We start from the raw sequence: 17,330 nt of genomic DNA, 5'->3' as shown, positions 1-17,330 counted from the left end.
GGAGACGTTGGGTAATTATGTATGCTTTACGGAGGGGGGAGAGATCATTGTATAGTTAGGCAATCAACTGATGAATGTAATGCTGCCGAAAGAGGTGAGTGGGTGAAATGACACAGAGAAATGTTATGTGGTACATGCTAAAGAAACACAGAGCACTATATCTACTAATGCTTCCTGGGATTTTGTATTACATCATTTTTAAATATGTACCCATGTATGGAATCATCATTGCATTCCAAGACTATTCGATCGGTAAAGGTATTTTAGGCAGTAAGTTTGTAGGACTAAAACATTTTATTGAATTCTTCTATGTGAATCCAGATTCATGGAAACTGATCCGAAATACCGTCATGCTTAACGTTTATGATTTGCTATTTGGTTTTCCTGCACCGATTATCTTAGCTATCTTGTTCCACGAGATTAAGAACACAACATTTAAACGAGTTGTACAAAGCATCAGCTACATGCCTCACTTTTTATCTACGGTTGTTATTGCTGGGATTCTCGTCACGTTTCTTTCTCCGCAAACTGGAATCATCAATTTCTTTCTTGTCAAAATGTTTGGGATGGAGCCAGTCCTATTTTTAGGAATACCGTCTTGGTTTCGAACGATCTATATCTCTTCTGAGATTTGGCAAAAAATCGGCTGGGGGACGATTCTGTATTTGGCTGCCATCGCTGGTATTGATCCAACACTTTATGAAGCAGCTAAGATGGATGGGGCAAACCGCTATCAACAAATGCGTCATATTACCTTCGTCGGCATGGTGCCAGTCATGATCATCCTCTTTGTCCTTACGCTTGGTCATTTTATGGAAACAGGGTACCAAAAGATATTGCTGCTTTACAATTCTATGAACTACGAAACTTCGGATGTAATCAACACCTTTGTATATAGGCGTGGGATCTTGGACGCGGATTTCAGCTTCGCCACTGCCGTTGGGTTATTTCAGTCCGTAATCGGACTAATTCTTGTCATCGCCGCTAACCGTATTGCAAGAAAATATTCTGAAACAAGCTTATGGTAAAGGAGGAAGCCTATTGAAAATCAAAGAATCGCTGGCTTCAAAGATATTTGATGCCTTCAACTATGTCATCATGATCTTGTTGATGTTGGTTATGGTCTACCCACTGATTTATATATTCAGTGCTTCGATTAGCGATAATGCGCTCGTATCCAGCGGGGATGTACTTCTCTTGCCTAAGCAGGTGACACTCATTGCCTATAAGCAACTGGTCACCAATCCAGATCTATGGATCAGTTATTGGAATACAATCCGTTATACAATTGTTCAAATGATACTAACCTTGCTTGTAACCTCGGCAATGGCATATCCCTTGGCAAAGAAATGGCTCCCCGGCCGTAAAATCATTCTGATGATGGCTGCTTTCACACTCCTATTTAGCGGTGGTATGATCCCAACGTTTCTCGTTGTACAGAAGTTGGGGATGTTAAATTCAATATGGGCCATAGTCCTTCCTTCACTGATTAGCACATGGTATTTGTTCATTATGCGGACTTTCTTTGAGGCATTGCCAGAAGAACTTGAAGATGCAGCAACGATAGATGGCTGTTCTTCCATACAAGTGCTGCTGCGTATCGTACTTCCGCTATCTCTGCCAGTCATGATGACGATTGGCTTATTCACGGCAGTAAACCAGTGGAACGCCTTCTTCGATGCGCTTATTTATTTGAACGAACGCTCGATGTATCCATTACAAATCATGCTGCGAAACATTCTTGTAGCTGGAACTACGATTCAAGGTGAAGGCGATTTAAGCCTGCTGCAAACCATGAAGTACGCCATCATCATGATTGCCACGCTACCAATTCTTTGTGTATATCCATTCATTCAGAAATACTTCGTACAGGGAACTATGATTGGTGGTATTAAAGGATAGTTCTAGATTCTAAGGAATCTATCGCTATAGATGGAATGGCTGCTTTCACCATAATAGGGAGGTTTTCAAATGAAAAGAAGAACTGTCGGAACAGGTTTGACTACGGTAATGCTCATAGGTATTGTAGCTGCAGGCTGCTCGAACGAAGCGACTAGTACTCCCTCAGCAGGAGAAACAAACAAACCAACCGAGTCAAAAAAGCCAATCACATTCACGTGGCTGGCCTACGATCGCCCGGAAGGAAAAGTGCGCCAGGACTGGGATATATTTAAGGAAATCGAAACGAAAACAGGCGTTAAAGTAGAATTTCAAGTGGTTAGTCAGGAAGGTTTAAAGGAAAAGAAGCAAATTATGATTGCAACAAACTCAGTCACAGACTTCATTCAGGTAGATACATTAGAAGGAAGACAGCATGGTCCAGATAAAGTGTTTTTGAATTTAAAAGATTACTTAGATAAGGCACCAAACCTTAAGGCGTTTTATGACAAATACCCGGAGGCCAAAGCAGTTGCAACCGGCGTTGATGGTGGTATTTATACAGTCCCTGTCATCGAAGGAGACGCGGAAGGGAAAGGCTTTAATTTTATCTGGTATACACGTAAGGACATTATGGATAAGTACGGACTGAAGGCGCCGGCTTCCGTGGATGAATTTTATCTCTTCCTGAAAACGCTAAAAGATAAACAACCAGATACTTATCCGCTCATTAATAATGCGCTAGTCGGCGATACAGGGTTATTTACGACCTTCGGAAGAGCATTCACAGGCATTCAAGGATTCTATAACGTCGATCCATCCACCGATAAATACGCATTTGCTCCATACCATAAAGGATTTAAGGATTCCCTCGTTTTCTTGAACAAACTGTTTAACGAAAAGTTGTTAGATCCGGAATTCTCTATGATTACGCAAGCCCAGTGGGAAGAGCGACTTCTTAAAGGCAAATCACTTGTGACGTATTTCTGGAAGGCTGACTTGGAGACGCTTATGGACAAAGGACGTAAAGCCGGTATTGCAGATTACACGCTCGATGCAATTCCTCAGTTTGCTGCAGACGGCATCAGAAACTACCAGTTCTCCCGTTCGGTTGTTGGTGCTTCTGGCCGGGCGATCTCAGCTAAGGTTAAAGATAAGGACAGAGCTGTTCAATTTCTTGACTATTTACTGGGAGAAGAAGGATCCAACTATTTGTCGCTCGGAATTGAGGGCAAAACGTATACAAAGGAAAACGGTAAACCTTCTTACAATAAAGATTTTGGTGCTTCGCCATTCACGACACTACGTAAGGATTGGGGCGTTTGGTACGATATGCTTACACTTGATAATGCCAAATCTCGTGAGGTGTGGGAGCGCGGCTTAAGCGACAAGAGTAAGGACATTAACAAGAGATATGAGTCATTTATTATTCCAGCACCTAAACAAATTGTGAAGACAACTGAAGAATTGGAGTTGGAAAAATCGAAACTAAACAACCTGAACAAATTCTTAGAACAGAAGCTAACCGAATTCGTCTCTGGCAAGACGCCAATCAATGATAAGACGTATCAAGAATTCATTGATCAAACGAAGAAACTCGGAGCTGACGAATTGCTTGCCATGTACAATGCTTCCTATACGCGCACATACGGCAAGAAATAAACATTCTTGCAGTGAAGTGAACATTTCTTATTCACTGGATCGGAGGGAACCTTATGGCTGAAGATTATAAAGTTATTGATGTGGATGTCCATAATGAACAAAATGATGTGGATTTACTACCGTATCTGGCTGAACCATGGCGTTCACGTGTAGCGGCAACTGGCATTGGTTATGCTGGATCTGGCTACTATTCGCCCGTTGGTGTCATGAAGAAGGATGCTATTCCTACTGGCGGTGGTAAAGCGGGCTCTGATCCTGATTTGATGATTAAACAACTGGTCGAGGGCTACAATGTTGAATACTGCGTGCTAACCGGGGTTGTATATAATATTTCTACGACGCACGATCCCGACTATGCAGCAGTGATTTGTTCAGCTTATAACGACTATTTGATTGCTGAATGGCTTGGTAAACATAAGGCGTTCAAAGGCGCCATGGCTGTCGCCACACAAGACCCCTATCTTGCTGCCAGAGAGATTGATCGCATCGGAGGGCATCCCGATATCGTCGAAGTGATGATTTCAAGTGCGGCTCGCGCACCGTTGGGACAACGATTGTATCATCCTATTTATGAGGCTGCGGAGCGAAATGGCTTACCTATTGCAATTCATCCAGGTGCGGAAGGTGGGGGCAGCTCTACGGCCCCTACTGCAGCAGGCTATCCTTCTCGATACATCGAGTGGCATACATGCTTATCGCAAATGTTTATGGCTCATCTCGTCAGCATGGTATGCGAAGGTGTGTTTGAGAAGTTCCCAAGATTGAAAGTGGTGCTTACTGAGGGGGGGATAGCTTGGCTGCCACACCTGATGTGGAGGCTGGATAAGAACTACAAAGCTTTACGTTCCACAGTCCCATGGTTGAAGAAAATGCCCAGTCAGTATATTCGAGAGCATTGCTATTTAACGACACAGCCCATTGAGGAACCAGACAATCCTCAGCATTTGATCGATTTGTTTAATATGATTGATGCTGAGAATATGATTTTGTACTCAAGCGATTATCCGCATTGGGACTTTGATTCGCCAAGTATGATTCTGCGGAGGCTAAAACCTGAAGCGAAACGTAAAATTTTTTACGAAAATGCGAAGGGCCTTTATCATCTTTAAGTCACGGAGGACATTATGACGGTACATTATGTGCTTGATACAGACGCTGTCTCCGAAGGCGGACACGCCGTCGTTACGATTGAAGGGAAGAGCATTGGCATATACCGGGTAAACAACGAATATTTCGCATTAAACAATTATTGCCCCCACCAAGGGGCGCCGATGTGTGCAGGACTCGTTTCTGGTACTACAATGCCTTCGGACGTTTATGAATATGAGTATGGTAAAAGCGGCGAAATCATCCGTTGCCCATGGCATGGCTGGGAATTTGATATTCGAACAGGCAAATCACTATTTAACGATAAGGTTTGGGTGAAAACATATAAAGTGAATGTAGAAGATGGCAAAGTAGGTGTTGAACTTAAAAGGGAGTAAGCAACGAGATTACACATGTTGAGGGAATCAATTAGGGGCAATACCCCCTGTTTGATTCCTTTTTTATTAGAATTGGAGTAAGCGGTTATTTCATTTGTTTAATAAGCTGTGATACGATTATGTAACAATACAATAAAATTCCTTCCAGAAGAAAAGAGAAGCTAAGCAATGGTTAAAATCATGAAGTCGAAAGTAGAAACCGAGCTTCAGGCCTTCATCGGCTCTGATGCATATATTCACAGCGAAGCAACTTCATTTGTATTCGTTCGCAATTGTAAGGTCAATGTAACCCATGCCTTTATAGCAGGAGAAGGTCCATTTCGTGTCGCTCTTCGATTTGATGGGCATGGCTGGCTGCGAATGGAGGCACTCACTCATTATGAAATATATGCGAATGGTCGTCTTTTATTGGCTGGTTATGATGACAGAGGTCGGATGAATGTTGCTCTGCACATCGGAAAGGAGCCGTTTCCTGAATGAACAATACGAATAAATCGCCATTGAAAAAGCTGCTCGCGGTGTTTGCCCATCCCGACGATGAGTCGTTTATTTGTGGAGGTACCCTCGCCAAGTATGCCAGTGAACGTGTCGACATAACGCTAGTGAGTGCTACGCGGGGAGAAATGGGTAGACGCATGGGCAATCCACCTTATCTTAACCGTGAATCGATGGCAGCTGCACGTGAAATGGAATTACGAAGTGCCTGCGACAGTTTGGGAATCCAACGTCTCCTATTTTTGGATATCCGTGATAAGACAGTTGAGTTTGCTGATGAAAGTAGCCTGACCTCACGCATTGCGGATCTTATCTACGAAGTAAAACCCGATGTCGTACTTACTTTTCATGAGAAATTGGGTGGACATCCAGACCATTGTGCAATTGGGAAGGCAACAACAGCAGCTTTTCAAAGAAGTGGGATTCGGGGTGCATTATATTTCATTACATTTGGTAACGCAATGGAGCGTCCGGAACGGTATGGGTATTCCCGTAAGGATGTTATGAAAATCGATGTGCATGCTCACTTGGAAGCCAAACTCGCCGCGTTTCGGGCCCACCGATGTCAAACCGGAATTGACGAATGGGTGTGGCTCCCAGACCACGAGGCAGTTGCTAATTTCGGTAGATATGAGTATTTTTTGAGGGCAGATAGAGGGTCCTCGGAAGAGAATCTCGATGATTTGTTTAGCATTCCCCTTGGATCACGAGGGTTTCTTAGCTAAAGCTTGCTGTATTTTTGTTGGATAACGAATAGATTTAGATAGGATGGGGACAGGATTGACAAAAAAATGGTTTAGTTATGCAGGATTAGTAGTCGTCGCAGCTATATGGGGGGCGAACTTCGGGGTATCCCGGTATGCGATGGAGACGTTTGATCCAATCTTATTCACATTTCTGCGCTTCGGCCTGGCGGTGCCCATCTTTTTCCTGCTCCTTAAGGTGAAGGAAGGAAACGTATGCATTCCTTTCAAAACAGGCGTGCAACTAGCGCTGATCGGGTTAATTGGGATAACGGTTTTGGAGATCGGCGTCATGTATTCAATTAAATACACAACGCTAGCTAATTCTTCGCTGCTTAATGTTGCACCATGGCCGATTTTTGCGGCTTTGTTCGCTCCATTGTTCTTGCGTGAAGCGATATCATTACGTCTGGTCGTAGGCGGTGTCGCGGCAATTATCGGTGTCTGCCTCATCATTCTCGGAGGTAATGAAGGGTTCAGTCTCGGTTCGGACAATATGATTGGTAATTTGCTTGCGTTCGGAGTCAGCATAGTGGGTGCGCTGTTTAACGTTGTCTGCATGCCATTGATGAAACGCTATTCTGCCCTGCGAGTGAGTACTTGGTTTATCCTGTTTGGCAGTTTATTTATGTTTCCATTTACAATTGGCTCTTGGGGCGAGGTTGCCTGGAGAGATCTTGGAACAGCTAGCTATGTTGCCATCCTGTATAACGTACTGATCAGCACCGTGATAGCCTTCATCGTATGGAATGCATGTATGTTCAAAATCGGTGTAACACGAGCGAATTTCTTTCGATACGTCGTACCAGCATCTGCCGTGATTACGGGATATTTCTGGTTCGGCGAGGGCATTTCAGGCTCGCAATTGTTCGGTGCCTTGTTCATGGCTGCAGGTTTGGCGTGGATAAGCTTTGAGAAGCGGAAACCTGCGGTGCAAGCCAACACGACTAGGCCGAAAATTACATAATGAAATCAATCCATTATCATTGGGCTGAGTATTTTAAAGGTAAACAGGTGAAGCATATGAATCTAAAAGAGCAGTTTGGCGATATTGATATCTATTTATTTGATCAGCTATTAAAAGGTCGTATTACGCCAGGAATGCGGATTCTCGATGCCGGATGCGGCCCTGGTCGCAATCTTATTTATTTCCTGCGTAACGGTTATGAAGTGTATGCTGTGGATCGATCTGAGGAAGCGATTGACACTGTTCAGAAGCTTGCCATGAAGCTAGCACCTGACTGGTCGAACGAGCGCACTCGGGTTGAAGCTGTTGAGAAGATGAGCTTTGATGATCACTATTTTGATTTTATTATTAGTAATGCCGTTCTGCATTTTGCTGAGAATGAGGCCCATTTTCAGCAAATGGTGCATGAATTATGGCGTGTACTTAAGCCTGGCGGGCTGATGTTTGTACGACTTGCATCCTCAATTGGAATTGAAACGGTGGTAAAGCCACTCGGTGATGAACGTTATAAACTTCCAGACGGGAGCATCCGTTTTCTTGTAGATGAGGAGAGATTACACAAAACTACGGAAGAGTTGAAGGGGATACTTGTTGAGCCTATTAAAACGGTCAATGTGGCCGGTCAGCGTTGTATGAGTACTTGGTGCGTGAGAAAGTTAATGTAAAAAGAAGGAGGGGGAGATTAATTGGAAAACCGAGTAGATCACGTTAAAACTCTTTTAAGGGAGCTTAGGGGTACTGTTAGCAAATCAATTTTAAAGAAGCTCAATTTAGATAAATGTGAACGGGGAGTTGAAAAGTTAGATTCCTTTTCTTCAAGTTGTAAGGATTGTGAGCAACAACTACTAGAATTAATGAATTGTCTCATGCTAATAAAAGAGGATACGAACAGGATAGAAGATACTAAATTGAAGCCATATAAACAATTAATTAATCACATCTCTTCTCATCTTCAGATAAAACATAAGTTGATCCGAGAGGGATATTACACAGGAATTTTCATGTCCTTGGGGATGAGCTTTGGTGTTGTTTTTGGATTAACTGTATTTGACAATATTGGCATAGGAATATCAATTGGAATGTGCATGGGGTTAGCAATTGGAGCTGGTAAGGATGCAGATGCGAAGAAAAAGGGGAAAACGATATAGTTTCGGGTGAACTCGATGATATTTTAATGCAAAGTATCGCTACAGAAATGAATCTATCTGAAACAGCCTTCTTGTCACCTCAGCAGGAGGGGTATTCACTTAGATGGTTTACACCTAACACTGAGGTTGCATTGTGTGGACATGCTACGTTAGCAAGCGCACACATCTTGTGGGAAACAGAAATGCTATCAAAAGATAAACAGGCAAATTTCTATACAAAAAGTGGGCTTTTGACTGCGAGTATGAATGGTTCGTGGATTCAAATGAACTTTCCAGCGGAACCTGTGAGTGAAAGTGATTATCCTTTGGAACTAATTAACCTGATTTCTCTATGTTGAGGACTATCAAAACAAGAGGGATAAATGTCACAAGCAAATCGAACGATTTCGACTTTATTTCGAGGTGCTTCTTCCCAGCACTAGGAGTCAACGAAGATCCCGTTACTGGTTCCGCGCATTGTGGTCTTGCTCCATATTGGAGCAAGAAATTAAACAAAACTGAAATGTATGCGTATCAAGCTTCTGCACGAGGTGGCTTACTAAAACTAGAATTACAACAAGACAGGGTTTTGATGGCGGGACAAGCAATTACAGTTATGAAAAGTGAGTTATTCATATAGCGTATATCCATAATTTGGGTAAGAATGAACCTGACGGCAGCCAGGGATGGCTGCCGTCTGTCCGTATGAGCTTAATTGTTGTCGGGGAACGGAAATTCATAGTCCATCCACAATTTGTTCATATTCTTAGTAATGTTAACAATCCGGTTTATGTAGCGGTCCGTTGCCCAAAGGTCGCCATCGCTACTTACGTAGGCTTGACCGAATAGATCGTTCAGTTTGACAAGATTTCCTGAGGTATCGATTTTATAAATGCCAAAGGCAGGATTTTCTCTCTGCATGGTACGCGTATAAGCACGAAAGATGAGTGTGCCGTCCTCTTGATGGGAAAGTACTTCAATCTCGTCTATCTTCAGTTGACGGTTCACGGAAACGGATTGACCGTTTGGCTGGAGTAGACTGAGCTCGCCTCTGATAAAACCATTTCGACCATTAATATAATCCCCTGCAATTGGTCTGCTCGTCAACCACCAAGTTCCGTTTGGATTTGGTTGTACACTGGAGATGGGCCAGTGGGTGAACTCATTCAAGGGTACAGGTCGTTCATTGCCATCTACGAAGAAATAGCGGTAATAGGTAGAAAAGTCCGGAAGAATTTGATTATTGGTGTCCGTCTCTACTAACGATAAGATCTTTCTTTCTGTTCCCAGATCAAGCCATGCTTCCTTATACTCTAAGCCCGCGTATGAACGTTCCATGAATCCCACCGAAGAAGTTGTACCGTCCGCAGGCATCAACGAGAGTAGTTCATGTCCTTTGTAATAAAATGTTTTCTCCTTTCGTTCAATGGACGCAGAGTCTGGTGAAATGAATTCCGCTTTAGATAACGGTTCGGCACCTGATCTCGTCGGCATGGCGGAAAGCTTCTGGCTTTCCTCTTCTGTCAATAGCGTTGGCTGATCAGTTAATGATTTCCCAATTTTAAACGTTTGTAAGCCAGAGTAAAGGTACAGGTAATCGGCGGAGTCGTTGACAAAGGAGTCTAGGTAATGACGCTGCGGACCTACGACGGCGAATCCGTCTCTTGGGTTCCAAAACAAATTCATGTAGAATTCGTCATGCATGAAATGCCAGGTCATCGGAAAGTATGTAATATCCCGAAAACTTAGCAGCGGATATTCCTCCAATTGATTGTCGATCGGTTTGTTGTTGACAAAGACGGGATAATTCACGAGTTCTGCTGTATATGTCGGTTTTTTGTTGCTGCTATTCTTATCAGCTGCTGGCGGTACCTGATAGTGATTTCCAGTCGCATTGACATGAAGCCCTTCCGAGTCGCTCCACGTGTACTCTAAAGATAAAGAGCGAGTATAATCCCAGGTTAATGGCAAATAAGTAATGTCTTTGTAGACGATAGGCGGGTATTGTGCTTTGGACGAATCGATGATACCCCCGTTTATTTGTACAGGGTAAGTGGGTAGGCTGACTTTCACGGAATTGCTGGCAGCGTAAGCGGCTGACGTTAGCGGATCGGTAAGCAATAGTGCGGCGGCAGTTGTGAGAGCAGCGAATTTTTGAAGACCGAACTTCTTCATTAGGGTTTCACCTCATTATCTATTGTTTAATGAATTAAACGTTAAATTTACGAAAATGTTACTTTGTCAAAAATAAAATAATACGGTTAAGGGCGAGATAACTTGTGAAGAAACTTTTTGTAATTGTAATGTTTGCTGTGATTGGTTCTATTTTGAATACCGTGCCTAAAGTGGAGGCTTTGTCTTGCGCAGCACCACATCCAACTATCCAGGAAATGGAACGTAGCTCTGTCGTTTTTAAGGGAAGAGTGATTGAGACTAAAACCGAAGGACTAACTGTTTTCCAAGTAGAGAAAGCATGGAAAGGCATAGAGGATCCCGTATTCGAGATTTATGATACCGGATGGGATGCTTATACAATTGGTGCCGATTATCTGGTTTTTGGCAGCCAGAGGGAAGGGAAGTTAAGAACCAATTTATGCGGTGGTACTGGTGTTTGGGATGCAGCTCAAGAAGCAGCAATGAGGGAGATTAAACTCGAACCCACTGTATTTAAAAAAGAATCTTCTCAAGTTTCAGTGGAGAGTTCAAATAGATTCTATCAGCAAAGTTGGATTGTCTTGACGGTGAGCCTTTTGTTCCTAATAATTCTGATATTTAGTGTAGTGTGGATAGTAGAGAAAAGACGTAATTTCTAATGTAGTTGTAAAATGAATACAGTGAGTCAAATTATTGACGGGGAACGACAGTTCAATCGGATACCAACTTTGGAAATGTTAGTAGGTAACGATAAAACTAGCACAATAACAGGGAGTAAACTGCGGTGACAGTTGCTCCTTGTTTTCATTCAAGTAACTGGCAGGATTGTTAAATGACGCAGTCTAATATTATCCAAAATAGTAATCTATTAGTAATTTTTTGGAGGGAGATAACATGTACGGAGTTGTTGCTCATTTAGACTCAAATACGGAAAACTATATAAAGCAGGTTTGGAAAGAGTTGAGTGATAAAGCTTTATCTCAATATGCTGAGGAAGTACAAGATAGACGACCACATATTACGATAGCAGGGTATGATTCTGGTGTTAATATTGAACAATTTATCGCCAAGTTTGACAACTTCTATGAATCTAAAAAACAGATTTCAATTAATCTGAATTCGTTAGGGACTTTCTTAAACTCAGGAGCACTATTCCTTAGCCCTGTTCCTTCCAGAGAGTTCTTAGAATTCCACAATAACCATCATAAGAATTTTGAAATATATCAAACTAGCGCTGAAACTCAATATCTTCCGAATAATTGGATACCTCACTGTACAATAGCTAACAGACTAAACGAAGAGAAGTTAAAAGAGGCCATTGTTTATTGCACTACAAGAATAGAACCGTTAACAACTACAATCGTTGAAATATCACTAATAAAAGCTATATATGAAAATAATAAGTGCATAAAATCACCATCAATACACTCAAAGGTTTTAAGGTAACTTCTAAAGAAAAGCGAATTATAGTTCATATCACAAAAGCCGTCGCAACATTGTGCGACGGCTTTTGGTTATGTATTTTTCCACGAGGATCGGAAAAAGCTCTGCAGTATGGGAAATCTGCTCAGCATGTTGTCTATAATAGAAGGTTGGACCTATGCAGATGAAAATCCTTAAAAGAGAGTCAGTAGGATGACCTCCATATAACGCATCGCAATACAACAACATTTTAACACAATGCAGGGCAAAGACAATACGAAAGTATGGGGCTACAATGGGATCATAATACCGATTTCATCAAGGTGCAGACTCCAATTATGACAACACAGCAATATAAAATCACACTGCATTTGTAATCGTTTCCATTCATGGTTCCGCATTCAAGTGCAAGGGAGGAGGAAATGAGATTTCAAGCAGCTGATTAATAACGACCTCGTTTAAGTTTTGTTTTAAATGTTTTATGCATCAAGTTTGAATGTGTGGAATATCAAAAACCTAAGAAAATGAGGGATTAGGAATGACAAAGAGTTTTTTTCCAAAATTGAAGTTCTTGGCGGTGGCGCTTATCGTGTCACTGCTGGCCACGTTCATATCACCTATTGGAAGTCCAATGGCGTACACAGCGTACGCGAGTACCATTGGCAACGAAAAGGTTGAGGTTTATGTTAACAGCCTGCTCGTGCGCGTACTAGACAGTAATAAGTACGATGAAAATGGAATCCTTTGGGTAGCGTCAGAGGCAATGGCAAACGACTTTCGCGCGTTATCCTACAATTTGCTTGACGGCAGCGGCTTTGCTATGAAAAATGACTACTTTGAAATGATAGCCAAGCATGGCGACAGCTTTGTTACCGTTACAAATAACACTTACGGTGGTGCCGGAAGCATAGGGACTACAATTAATCTTCCAACAGGCACGCAGGTTTACAGGGAAGGAGACTTAAACTATATACCGCTTGAAACCCTTGTAAAGGTTTATAAAGAGGTATTCGGTGAGAACGCTATAAACCTGAATATAGAAGCGACTTCCTCGGCGGTAAAAGCTTTTGTAACGCTTGACGCTACTTTGTACGATGTAAATAATATCCCGCAAGCCACAGCAAATCAAATCAAAACCGACGGCTTATCCAGAGACGGGTGGTATGAGATTCCGCTTGACGACCCGGACGCTAAAGTAACGGTTTGGCGCCGATCAACAAATCCTGAGCAGTTATTCAGCCCGCAGATGGATACTGTAAACACAGGGTTTGCTTGGGTACTCGCGCCAGAACCGCAATATGTTAATAAGTTGTCTACATTCTTCCCCGGACAAGCCGGTTTTGTAGGTAGCGTGGGACATCTAAACGAGAAAGAGACTCAACTGCTTAGGGTACGGATTGAGCCTACCAATGGCAGCGCCCCGTATGAATTCCAAACTACAGTTACAACGAAGGCTGGGCGGTTTGGGATCGGCTCAGACATATATAACGAACAATTCTTTAGAAAATTCGTTCCTTATACCAATAATGAACTGATGTTGAGAGCCACGTTTGAAAATATAAGCGTGTACTTTGACTATGATTATGCGGCCAACGAAAGGTTTGATTGGAAACCAACAGCAAGTTGGGTACCATCGGTAACGGCTTCTATTCCCTTTAACACAGATCATACTCTGGAGTACAGAAAACAGGGTGAAAACAATTGGGAAAAAGCCATGAACCTGATGTATGACGATCGTTACAAAAACTTCAGGGGTTCTATCGTGGGGCTTGAACCGGGCACAATATATGAAGTAAGACTAACGATTGAAAGTAAAAGCATTGTAAAAGTAGCTTCAATCACAACCTTGAGTGAGGAAATCACCTATTCTTCTACTGAATATGACGTAAGCGACTTCTACACACCCGAGATGGCGAATGCAGGCAAACCATTATCACTTCAGGGCTTGAAAGGTACCGCCGACGCATGGATTAAAATAACTAACAAATACGGAATCGTGATTAACGCCACCGACGAGTTCTGGGATACGGTCGTCCTGGGCAACTCTCAGTATGTTGAACTTAACGGCTTGATTGTAAGAGGCGGCTTGCGCAACGGTATAACCGTTCACAGCTCGGCGAAACATATTCGCATTGTGAATTGCGATGTCTCCGGCTTCGGCAGGTACGGCACGCAGTATCTGGGCAATAATCTTCCTGGGGCGGACGCCGGCGGAAGGACTATAGTGGACAGGCGCACGGGGTGGTTCTATGATGCTAACGTACGGCCAATCAACACCGATGCCGGTATCCGCATTAGCGATGTAGATTATATCCTTGTTGAGAAAAACTATATGCATGACCCGAAAGGTTCAGCCACAGGCTGGGGCAGCAACTCCGGCGTTAATGGATGGAGCGAACGGCATCCGCTTGGCGTCGACGGTTTCTATTTGAGGGGCGGCGAAGGCGTTGTTATTCGCTATAATGACATTGTAGCGGGCAACGACAAATACTGGAGCTATGGTCTTTCAACCTATAACAACTCCGCGTATGACGGAGGTATAGGCTGGGACTCCGATCTTTACGGGAACTATGTTTTAGGCGCGAACGCCGATGGTCTTGAGGTTGACGGCGGCTCCATGAACGTTAGGGTTTACGGCAATAAAATAGAAGCCGCAAGCCAACCGATAAGCCTTGACAGCAGTGCGCTAGGCCCTATATACGTGTTCAGGAACCTTATTACCAATCAGGGGGATCAGCTTGAATATACGGTTGGCGGCTTAAAGCATGGCACAGCGGATGCAAGCGCCTCGAAACCGGCGCACTGGTATCACTACCGTGGTCTGGATCATGTATTCAACAATACAATCATACTCCCCGAAGGCGCTGTTGGCGCGCGCGGTGGCATAGCGAATACTAGCGGGCTATTCAACAGGTCATTTTATAGAAATAACATAATTGAACTAGCCAGCCCTCAACTGGTGGGCATGGCCCATGTGTACGCTGTACCCGGCTCCAGCTTCGACTATGATATTTCTAACGGAGCGATACAGCTTAACACCTATGTCGGCGAGCCTAAAGAAGAACACGGCTTTACAGCGCTTACGGGTTATGACGGCGAAACAGCCAAGGCTGCGTTTGTAAACCCCCAGAGAGGCGACTACCGACTTACGGCCGATAGCATTGGTGTAGACGACGGTTGGGTGATTCCCAACTTCAGCAAAGGCTATAAGGGAGAGGCCCCCGACATTGGTGCTTTAGAGTATGACGTAAACGGCCATATGGATCTGATGCCATTCAGGCCAATCAATTACTTGAACGCAGATGGATATGAGCTTAAGTTTGATGGGAACCAGACGAAAACCATTGAGATTTTCGTAGGCGACTCCGTGCCCAGTGGTATGGGTTATACCCTGCTCAAGAACAATGAAGCTGAGTTCTTCTCCGTTAAAAACGCGTCGGGCCACACATCCGGCACTTTAACGGCGGGCGTGCTTACTCTTACATTAACTAGCGACATGACCAAGATCAAAGAAGATTTTAGGGGTTGGCAATATCCCATTGGGAAAGGCGCCTTCATCATTAAGCTTGACGATGGCAACTCTGTCCCAGTCTCGGTTTATGTGAAAAATACCACGGAAGTGGCCGTACAGCAAATCGTGTTAAATGCCGAGACGACTACCATTTTCGCTGGAAACAAGAAGCAGCTTATCGCCGATGTATTACCCGGCAATGCCACGAATAAGAACGTTGTTTGGACATCGAGCGACTCGGATATAGCTTCAGTAGATCAAAACGGGCTTGTAACCGCATATGCAGAGGGGAAGGCGACCATTACAGCGACGATTGGCAGCATTATCGCCACTTGTGAGGTTACTGTAAAAGCGAAAGAGGGCGAATTGATTGAAATCCGCCAGGTGGACCCGATACCGGGAACAGGCGCGGCCAGTGCTGTTTGGATCTCTTGGTTTGTTCTCGGGGATCGCGCTACTCTCACTTCCGCTAAAGTGTATGATGCCAATGGCAATCTGGTTGTGCCAACGCTAGAAGATTTCAGGGCTCCGGATGCCAACAACCCAAGAGGCTTCTACCGCTGGCAATCGAAAGGTAAAATAAACGCAGGGGTATTTACAGTTGTAATCACAGCGAAATACGGCAGCAAGTTTGAAACCTATACAGCTACGCTCACTGTGAAGAAGGAAGGAAATTCTTATATAAGTGCTGTCCTCTCCAATGAACAATGGGTAGGCCCGCTTGTCCTTACATTGGATCAACAAAGCAGCTCCATAACTCAACCGACTTATTCGATTACGGGCACCCTGAATAGGGCTGCGACGGTAAAAGTAAACGGGACTTCAGTATCAGTTGGTTCAGATTTGAGATTTAACACTACCTTGCAGCTAGTGCAAGGCAATAATAATATTACCGTTGAAGCGATCGATTCGGCAGGAATTTCAGCGGACCCGGTCTCCATCGTGTTGTTCGTCGATTCCATCGCACCGGTCGAAGCCGTGTTGTCAGCTGACGTTACAGCACCAACCAATAAGGACGTTACCGTAACGATCAATTATCCGGACGACGCAGCGGTGAAAGAATACAAAGTAGGAGATAACGGCTTATGGACGGCATACGCCGCTCCAGTGGTTATCTCTGAAAACAGCACGATTTATGCAAGAGGAACGGATGCAGTCGGTAATGTATCGAATGTTACTTCTTATCTTGTAAGCAATATTGTATCCAAAAGTAAAGCTAAGCCGGGCACAGCTGTCCTTTCCGATGATAATGGGTATGATACTGGCCTTAACGATGGTAACTATAATATTCTGATGAAAATGTGGTACGGTGAAAACGGCAAGATTTATAAGCTTTATGAAAATGATGTGTTAATCGATACCAAGATTCTTTCAGATAACACGCCGAATGCCCAATCAACCGTTACATCAATTACTTATAAGCCTAATGGCACTTATCGTTACTACGCTGAGCTTACCAATGCGTATGGTACAACGAAGAGTAATGTGTTCACGGTAAACGTAACGCAAGCAGCGCCAGCCAAACCGGTTCTATCCAACGATAACTGGGATGGTGACGGAAACTTCAACATCAACATGAACATGTGGTGGGGAGTTAATGGGACAACATATAACTTATATGAGAATGGTACTCTCATCTATACACAAGCATTGACCAATAACAGCCCGACTGCTCAATCTGCTTTGAATGTCGCAGTCAATAAGGCAAAGGGCACCTATGTTTATCGAGCTGAACTTGTTAACTATGCAGGTGCCACGTCTAGTGATACGATGATTGTCAATGTAACCAAGTAAGTATTTGCACGATGTTGAGGTAGAGGTATATGTCATAGAAATCACATCAGATCTCATGATGTGATTTTTTTTGTGTAAAAAATAATTCTGAAT

The 17,330-nt window shown here is 43.5% G+C and carries 16 protein-coding genes; 15 read left to right on the top strand and 1 reads right to left on the bottom strand.

Annotation, left to right across the window (positions count from 1 at the left end; genetic code table 11):
* The first annotated feature begins 107 nt into the window (after positions 1-107).
* From J2736_RS31305 to J2736_RS31250, 12 genes are all read left to right on the top strand, one after another.
* Complete coding sequence (locus J2736_RS31305) at positions 108-1,028, top strand: ABC transporter permease (RefSeq protein ID WP_310502488.1); 921 nt, start codon at positions 108-110, stop codon at positions 1,026-1,028.
* Between the two features lie 13 nt (positions 1,029-1,041).
* A complete protein-coding gene (locus tag J2736_RS31300; protein ID WP_310502487.1) occupies positions 1,042-1,902 on the top strand; it encodes a carbohydrate ABC transporter permease in 861 nt (286 codons plus the stop codon).
* Positions 1,903-1,971: 69 nt separating this feature from the next.
* The gene (locus J2736_RS31295) at positions 1,972-3,540 is read left to right on the top strand and encodes an extracellular solute-binding protein (protein WP_310502486.1); all 1,569 of its coding nucleotides are present in this window, start codon (positions 1,972-1,974) and stop codon (positions 3,538-3,540) included.
* Positions 3,541-3,593: 53 nt separating this feature from the next.
* Complete coding sequence (locus J2736_RS31290; protein WP_310502485.1) at positions 3,594-4,649, top strand: amidohydrolase family protein; 1,056 nt, start codon at positions 3,594-3,596, stop codon at positions 4,647-4,649.
* A gap of 15 nt (positions 4,650-4,664) precedes the next feature.
* Complete coding sequence (locus J2736_RS31285) at positions 4,665-5,024, top strand: Rieske (2Fe-2S) protein (RefSeq protein ID WP_310502484.1); 360 nt, start codon at positions 4,665-4,667, stop codon at positions 5,022-5,024.
* A 180-nt stretch (positions 5,025-5,204) separates the two neighbouring features.
* Positions 5,205-5,504, top strand: a complete 300-nt coding sequence (locus tag J2736_RS31280) for a DUF1806 family protein (RefSeq protein ID WP_310502483.1) — start codon at positions 5,205-5,207, stop codon at positions 5,502-5,504.
* Complete coding sequence (locus J2736_RS31275) at positions 5,501-6,244, top strand: PIG-L family deacetylase (RefSeq protein ID WP_310502482.1); 744 nt, start codon at positions 5,501-5,503, stop codon at positions 6,242-6,244. The genes J2736_RS31280 and J2736_RS31275 overlap by 4 nt, the downstream gene beginning before the upstream one ends.
* 55 nt (positions 6,245-6,299) lie before the next feature.
* Positions 6,300-7,229: a DMT family transporter gene (locus J2736_RS31270; RefSeq protein ID WP_310502481.1), complete on the top strand. Its 930-nt coding sequence runs from the start codon at positions 6,300-6,302 to the stop codon at positions 7,227-7,229.
* Positions 7,229-7,894: a class I SAM-dependent methyltransferase gene (locus tag J2736_RS31265; RefSeq protein WP_310502480.1), complete on the top strand. Its 666-nt coding sequence runs from the start codon at positions 7,229-7,231 to the stop codon at positions 7,892-7,894. Before J2736_RS31270 ends, J2736_RS31265 begins: the two co-directional genes overlap by 1 nt.
* A 21-nt stretch (positions 7,895-7,915) precedes the next feature.
* Complete coding sequence (locus J2736_RS31260; protein ID WP_310502479.1) at positions 7,916-8,377, top strand: hypothetical protein; 462 nt, start codon at positions 7,916-7,918, stop codon at positions 8,375-8,377.
* A 26-nt stretch (positions 8,378-8,403) separates the two neighbouring features.
* Entirely contained in the window at positions 8,404-8,715 is a 312-nt protein-coding gene (locus tag J2736_RS31255; RefSeq protein ID WP_310502478.1) for a PhzF family phenazine biosynthesis protein, read from the top strand.
* Positions 8,709-8,996, top strand: a complete 288-nt coding sequence (locus tag J2736_RS31250) for a PhzF family phenazine biosynthesis protein (RefSeq protein WP_310502477.1) — start codon at positions 8,709-8,711, stop codon at positions 8,994-8,996. The genes J2736_RS31255 and J2736_RS31250 overlap by 7 nt, the downstream gene beginning before the upstream one ends.
* A gap of 71 nt (positions 8,997-9,067) precedes the next feature.
* Here J2736_RS31250 and J2736_RS31245 read toward each other — a convergent pair whose 3' ends face one another.
* Complete coding sequence (locus J2736_RS31245) at positions 9,068-10,531, bottom strand: hypothetical protein (RefSeq protein WP_310502476.1); 1,464 nt, start codon at positions 10,529-10,531, stop codon at positions 9,068-9,070.
* 104 nt (positions 10,532-10,635) lie between these two features.
* On the opposite strand from J2736_RS31245, the gene J2736_RS31240 reads away from it, so the two are divergent.
* The 3 genes from J2736_RS31240 to J2736_RS31230 all read left to right on the top strand — a co-directional run bounded on the left by J2736_RS31240 (position 10,636) and on the right by J2736_RS31230 (position 17,237).
* Positions 10,636-11,169 (top strand): hypothetical protein, encoded by a 534-nt coding sequence (locus J2736_RS31240; protein ID WP_310502475.1) that lies wholly within the window; start codon positions 10,636-10,638, stop codon positions 11,167-11,169.
* 235 nt (positions 11,170-11,404) lie between these two features.
* Positions 11,405-11,956 carry a 2'-5' RNA ligase family protein gene (locus tag J2736_RS31235; protein ID WP_310502474.1) on the top strand — a complete coding sequence of 184 codons (552 nt, stop codon included), beginning with the start codon at positions 11,405-11,407 and terminating at the stop codon, positions 11,954-11,956.
* A 514-nt stretch (positions 11,957-12,470) separates the two neighbouring features.
* The gene (locus tag J2736_RS31230; RefSeq protein WP_310502473.1) at positions 12,471-17,237 is read left to right on the top strand and encodes an Ig-like domain-containing protein; all 4,767 of its coding nucleotides are present in this window, start codon (positions 12,471-12,473) and stop codon (positions 17,235-17,237) included.
* Positions 17,238-17,330 lie beyond the last annotated feature (93 nt).

The organism is Paenibacillus qinlingensis, from assembly GCF_031455095.1.
Lineage (GTDB): Bacteria > Bacillota > Bacilli > Paenibacillales > NBRC-103111 > Paenibacillus_E > Paenibacillus_E qinlingensis_A.
This window is presented reverse-complemented; position numbering and strand designations above follow the sequence as displayed.

Excerpts from the sequence above, each read along its gene's own strand:
- J2736_RS31305 (WP_310502488.1), top strand. The coding sequence starts at position 108 with ATGACACAGAGAAATGTTATGTGGTACATGCTAAAGAAACACAGAGCA.
- J2736_RS31230 (WP_310502473.1), top strand. The coding sequence starts at position 12,471 with ATGACAAAGAGTTTTTTTCCAAAATTGAAGTTCTTGGCGGTGGCGCTT.
- J2736_RS31285 (WP_310502484.1), top strand. The coding sequence starts at position 4,665 with ATGACGGTACATTATGTGCTTGATACAGACGCTGTCTCCGAAGGCGGA.
- J2736_RS31255 (WP_310502478.1), top strand. The coding sequence starts at position 8,404 with ATGCAAAGTATCGCTACAGAAATGAATCTATCTGAAACAGCCTTCTTG.
- J2736_RS31235 (WP_310502474.1), top strand. The coding sequence starts at position 11,405 with ATGTACGGAGTTGTTGCTCATTTAGACTCAAATACGGAAAACTATATA.
- J2736_RS31250 (WP_310502477.1), top strand. The coding sequence starts at position 8,709 with ATGTTGAGGACTATCAAAACAAGAGGGATAAATGTCACAAGCAAATCG.
- J2736_RS31290 (WP_310502485.1), top strand. The coding sequence starts at position 3,594 with ATGGCTGAAGATTATAAAGTTATTGATGTGGATGTCCATAATGAACAA.
- J2736_RS31245 (WP_310502476.1), bottom strand. The coding sequence starts at position 10,531 with ATGAAGAAGTTCGGTCTTCAAAAATTCGCTGCTCTCACAACTGCCGCC.
- J2736_RS31275 (WP_310502482.1), top strand. The coding sequence starts at position 5,501 with ATGAACAATACGAATAAATCGCCATTGAAAAAGCTGCTCGCGGTGTTT.
- J2736_RS31280 (WP_310502483.1), top strand. The coding sequence starts at position 5,205 with ATGAAGTCGAAAGTAGAAACCGAGCTTCAGGCCTTCATCGGCTCTGAT.
- J2736_RS31295 (WP_310502486.1), top strand. The coding sequence starts at position 1,972 with ATGAAAAGAAGAACTGTCGGAACAGGTTTGACTACGGTAATGCTCATA.
- J2736_RS31265 (WP_310502480.1), top strand. The coding sequence starts at position 7,229 with ATGAAATCAATCCATTATCATTGGGCTGAGTATTTTAAAGGTAAACAG.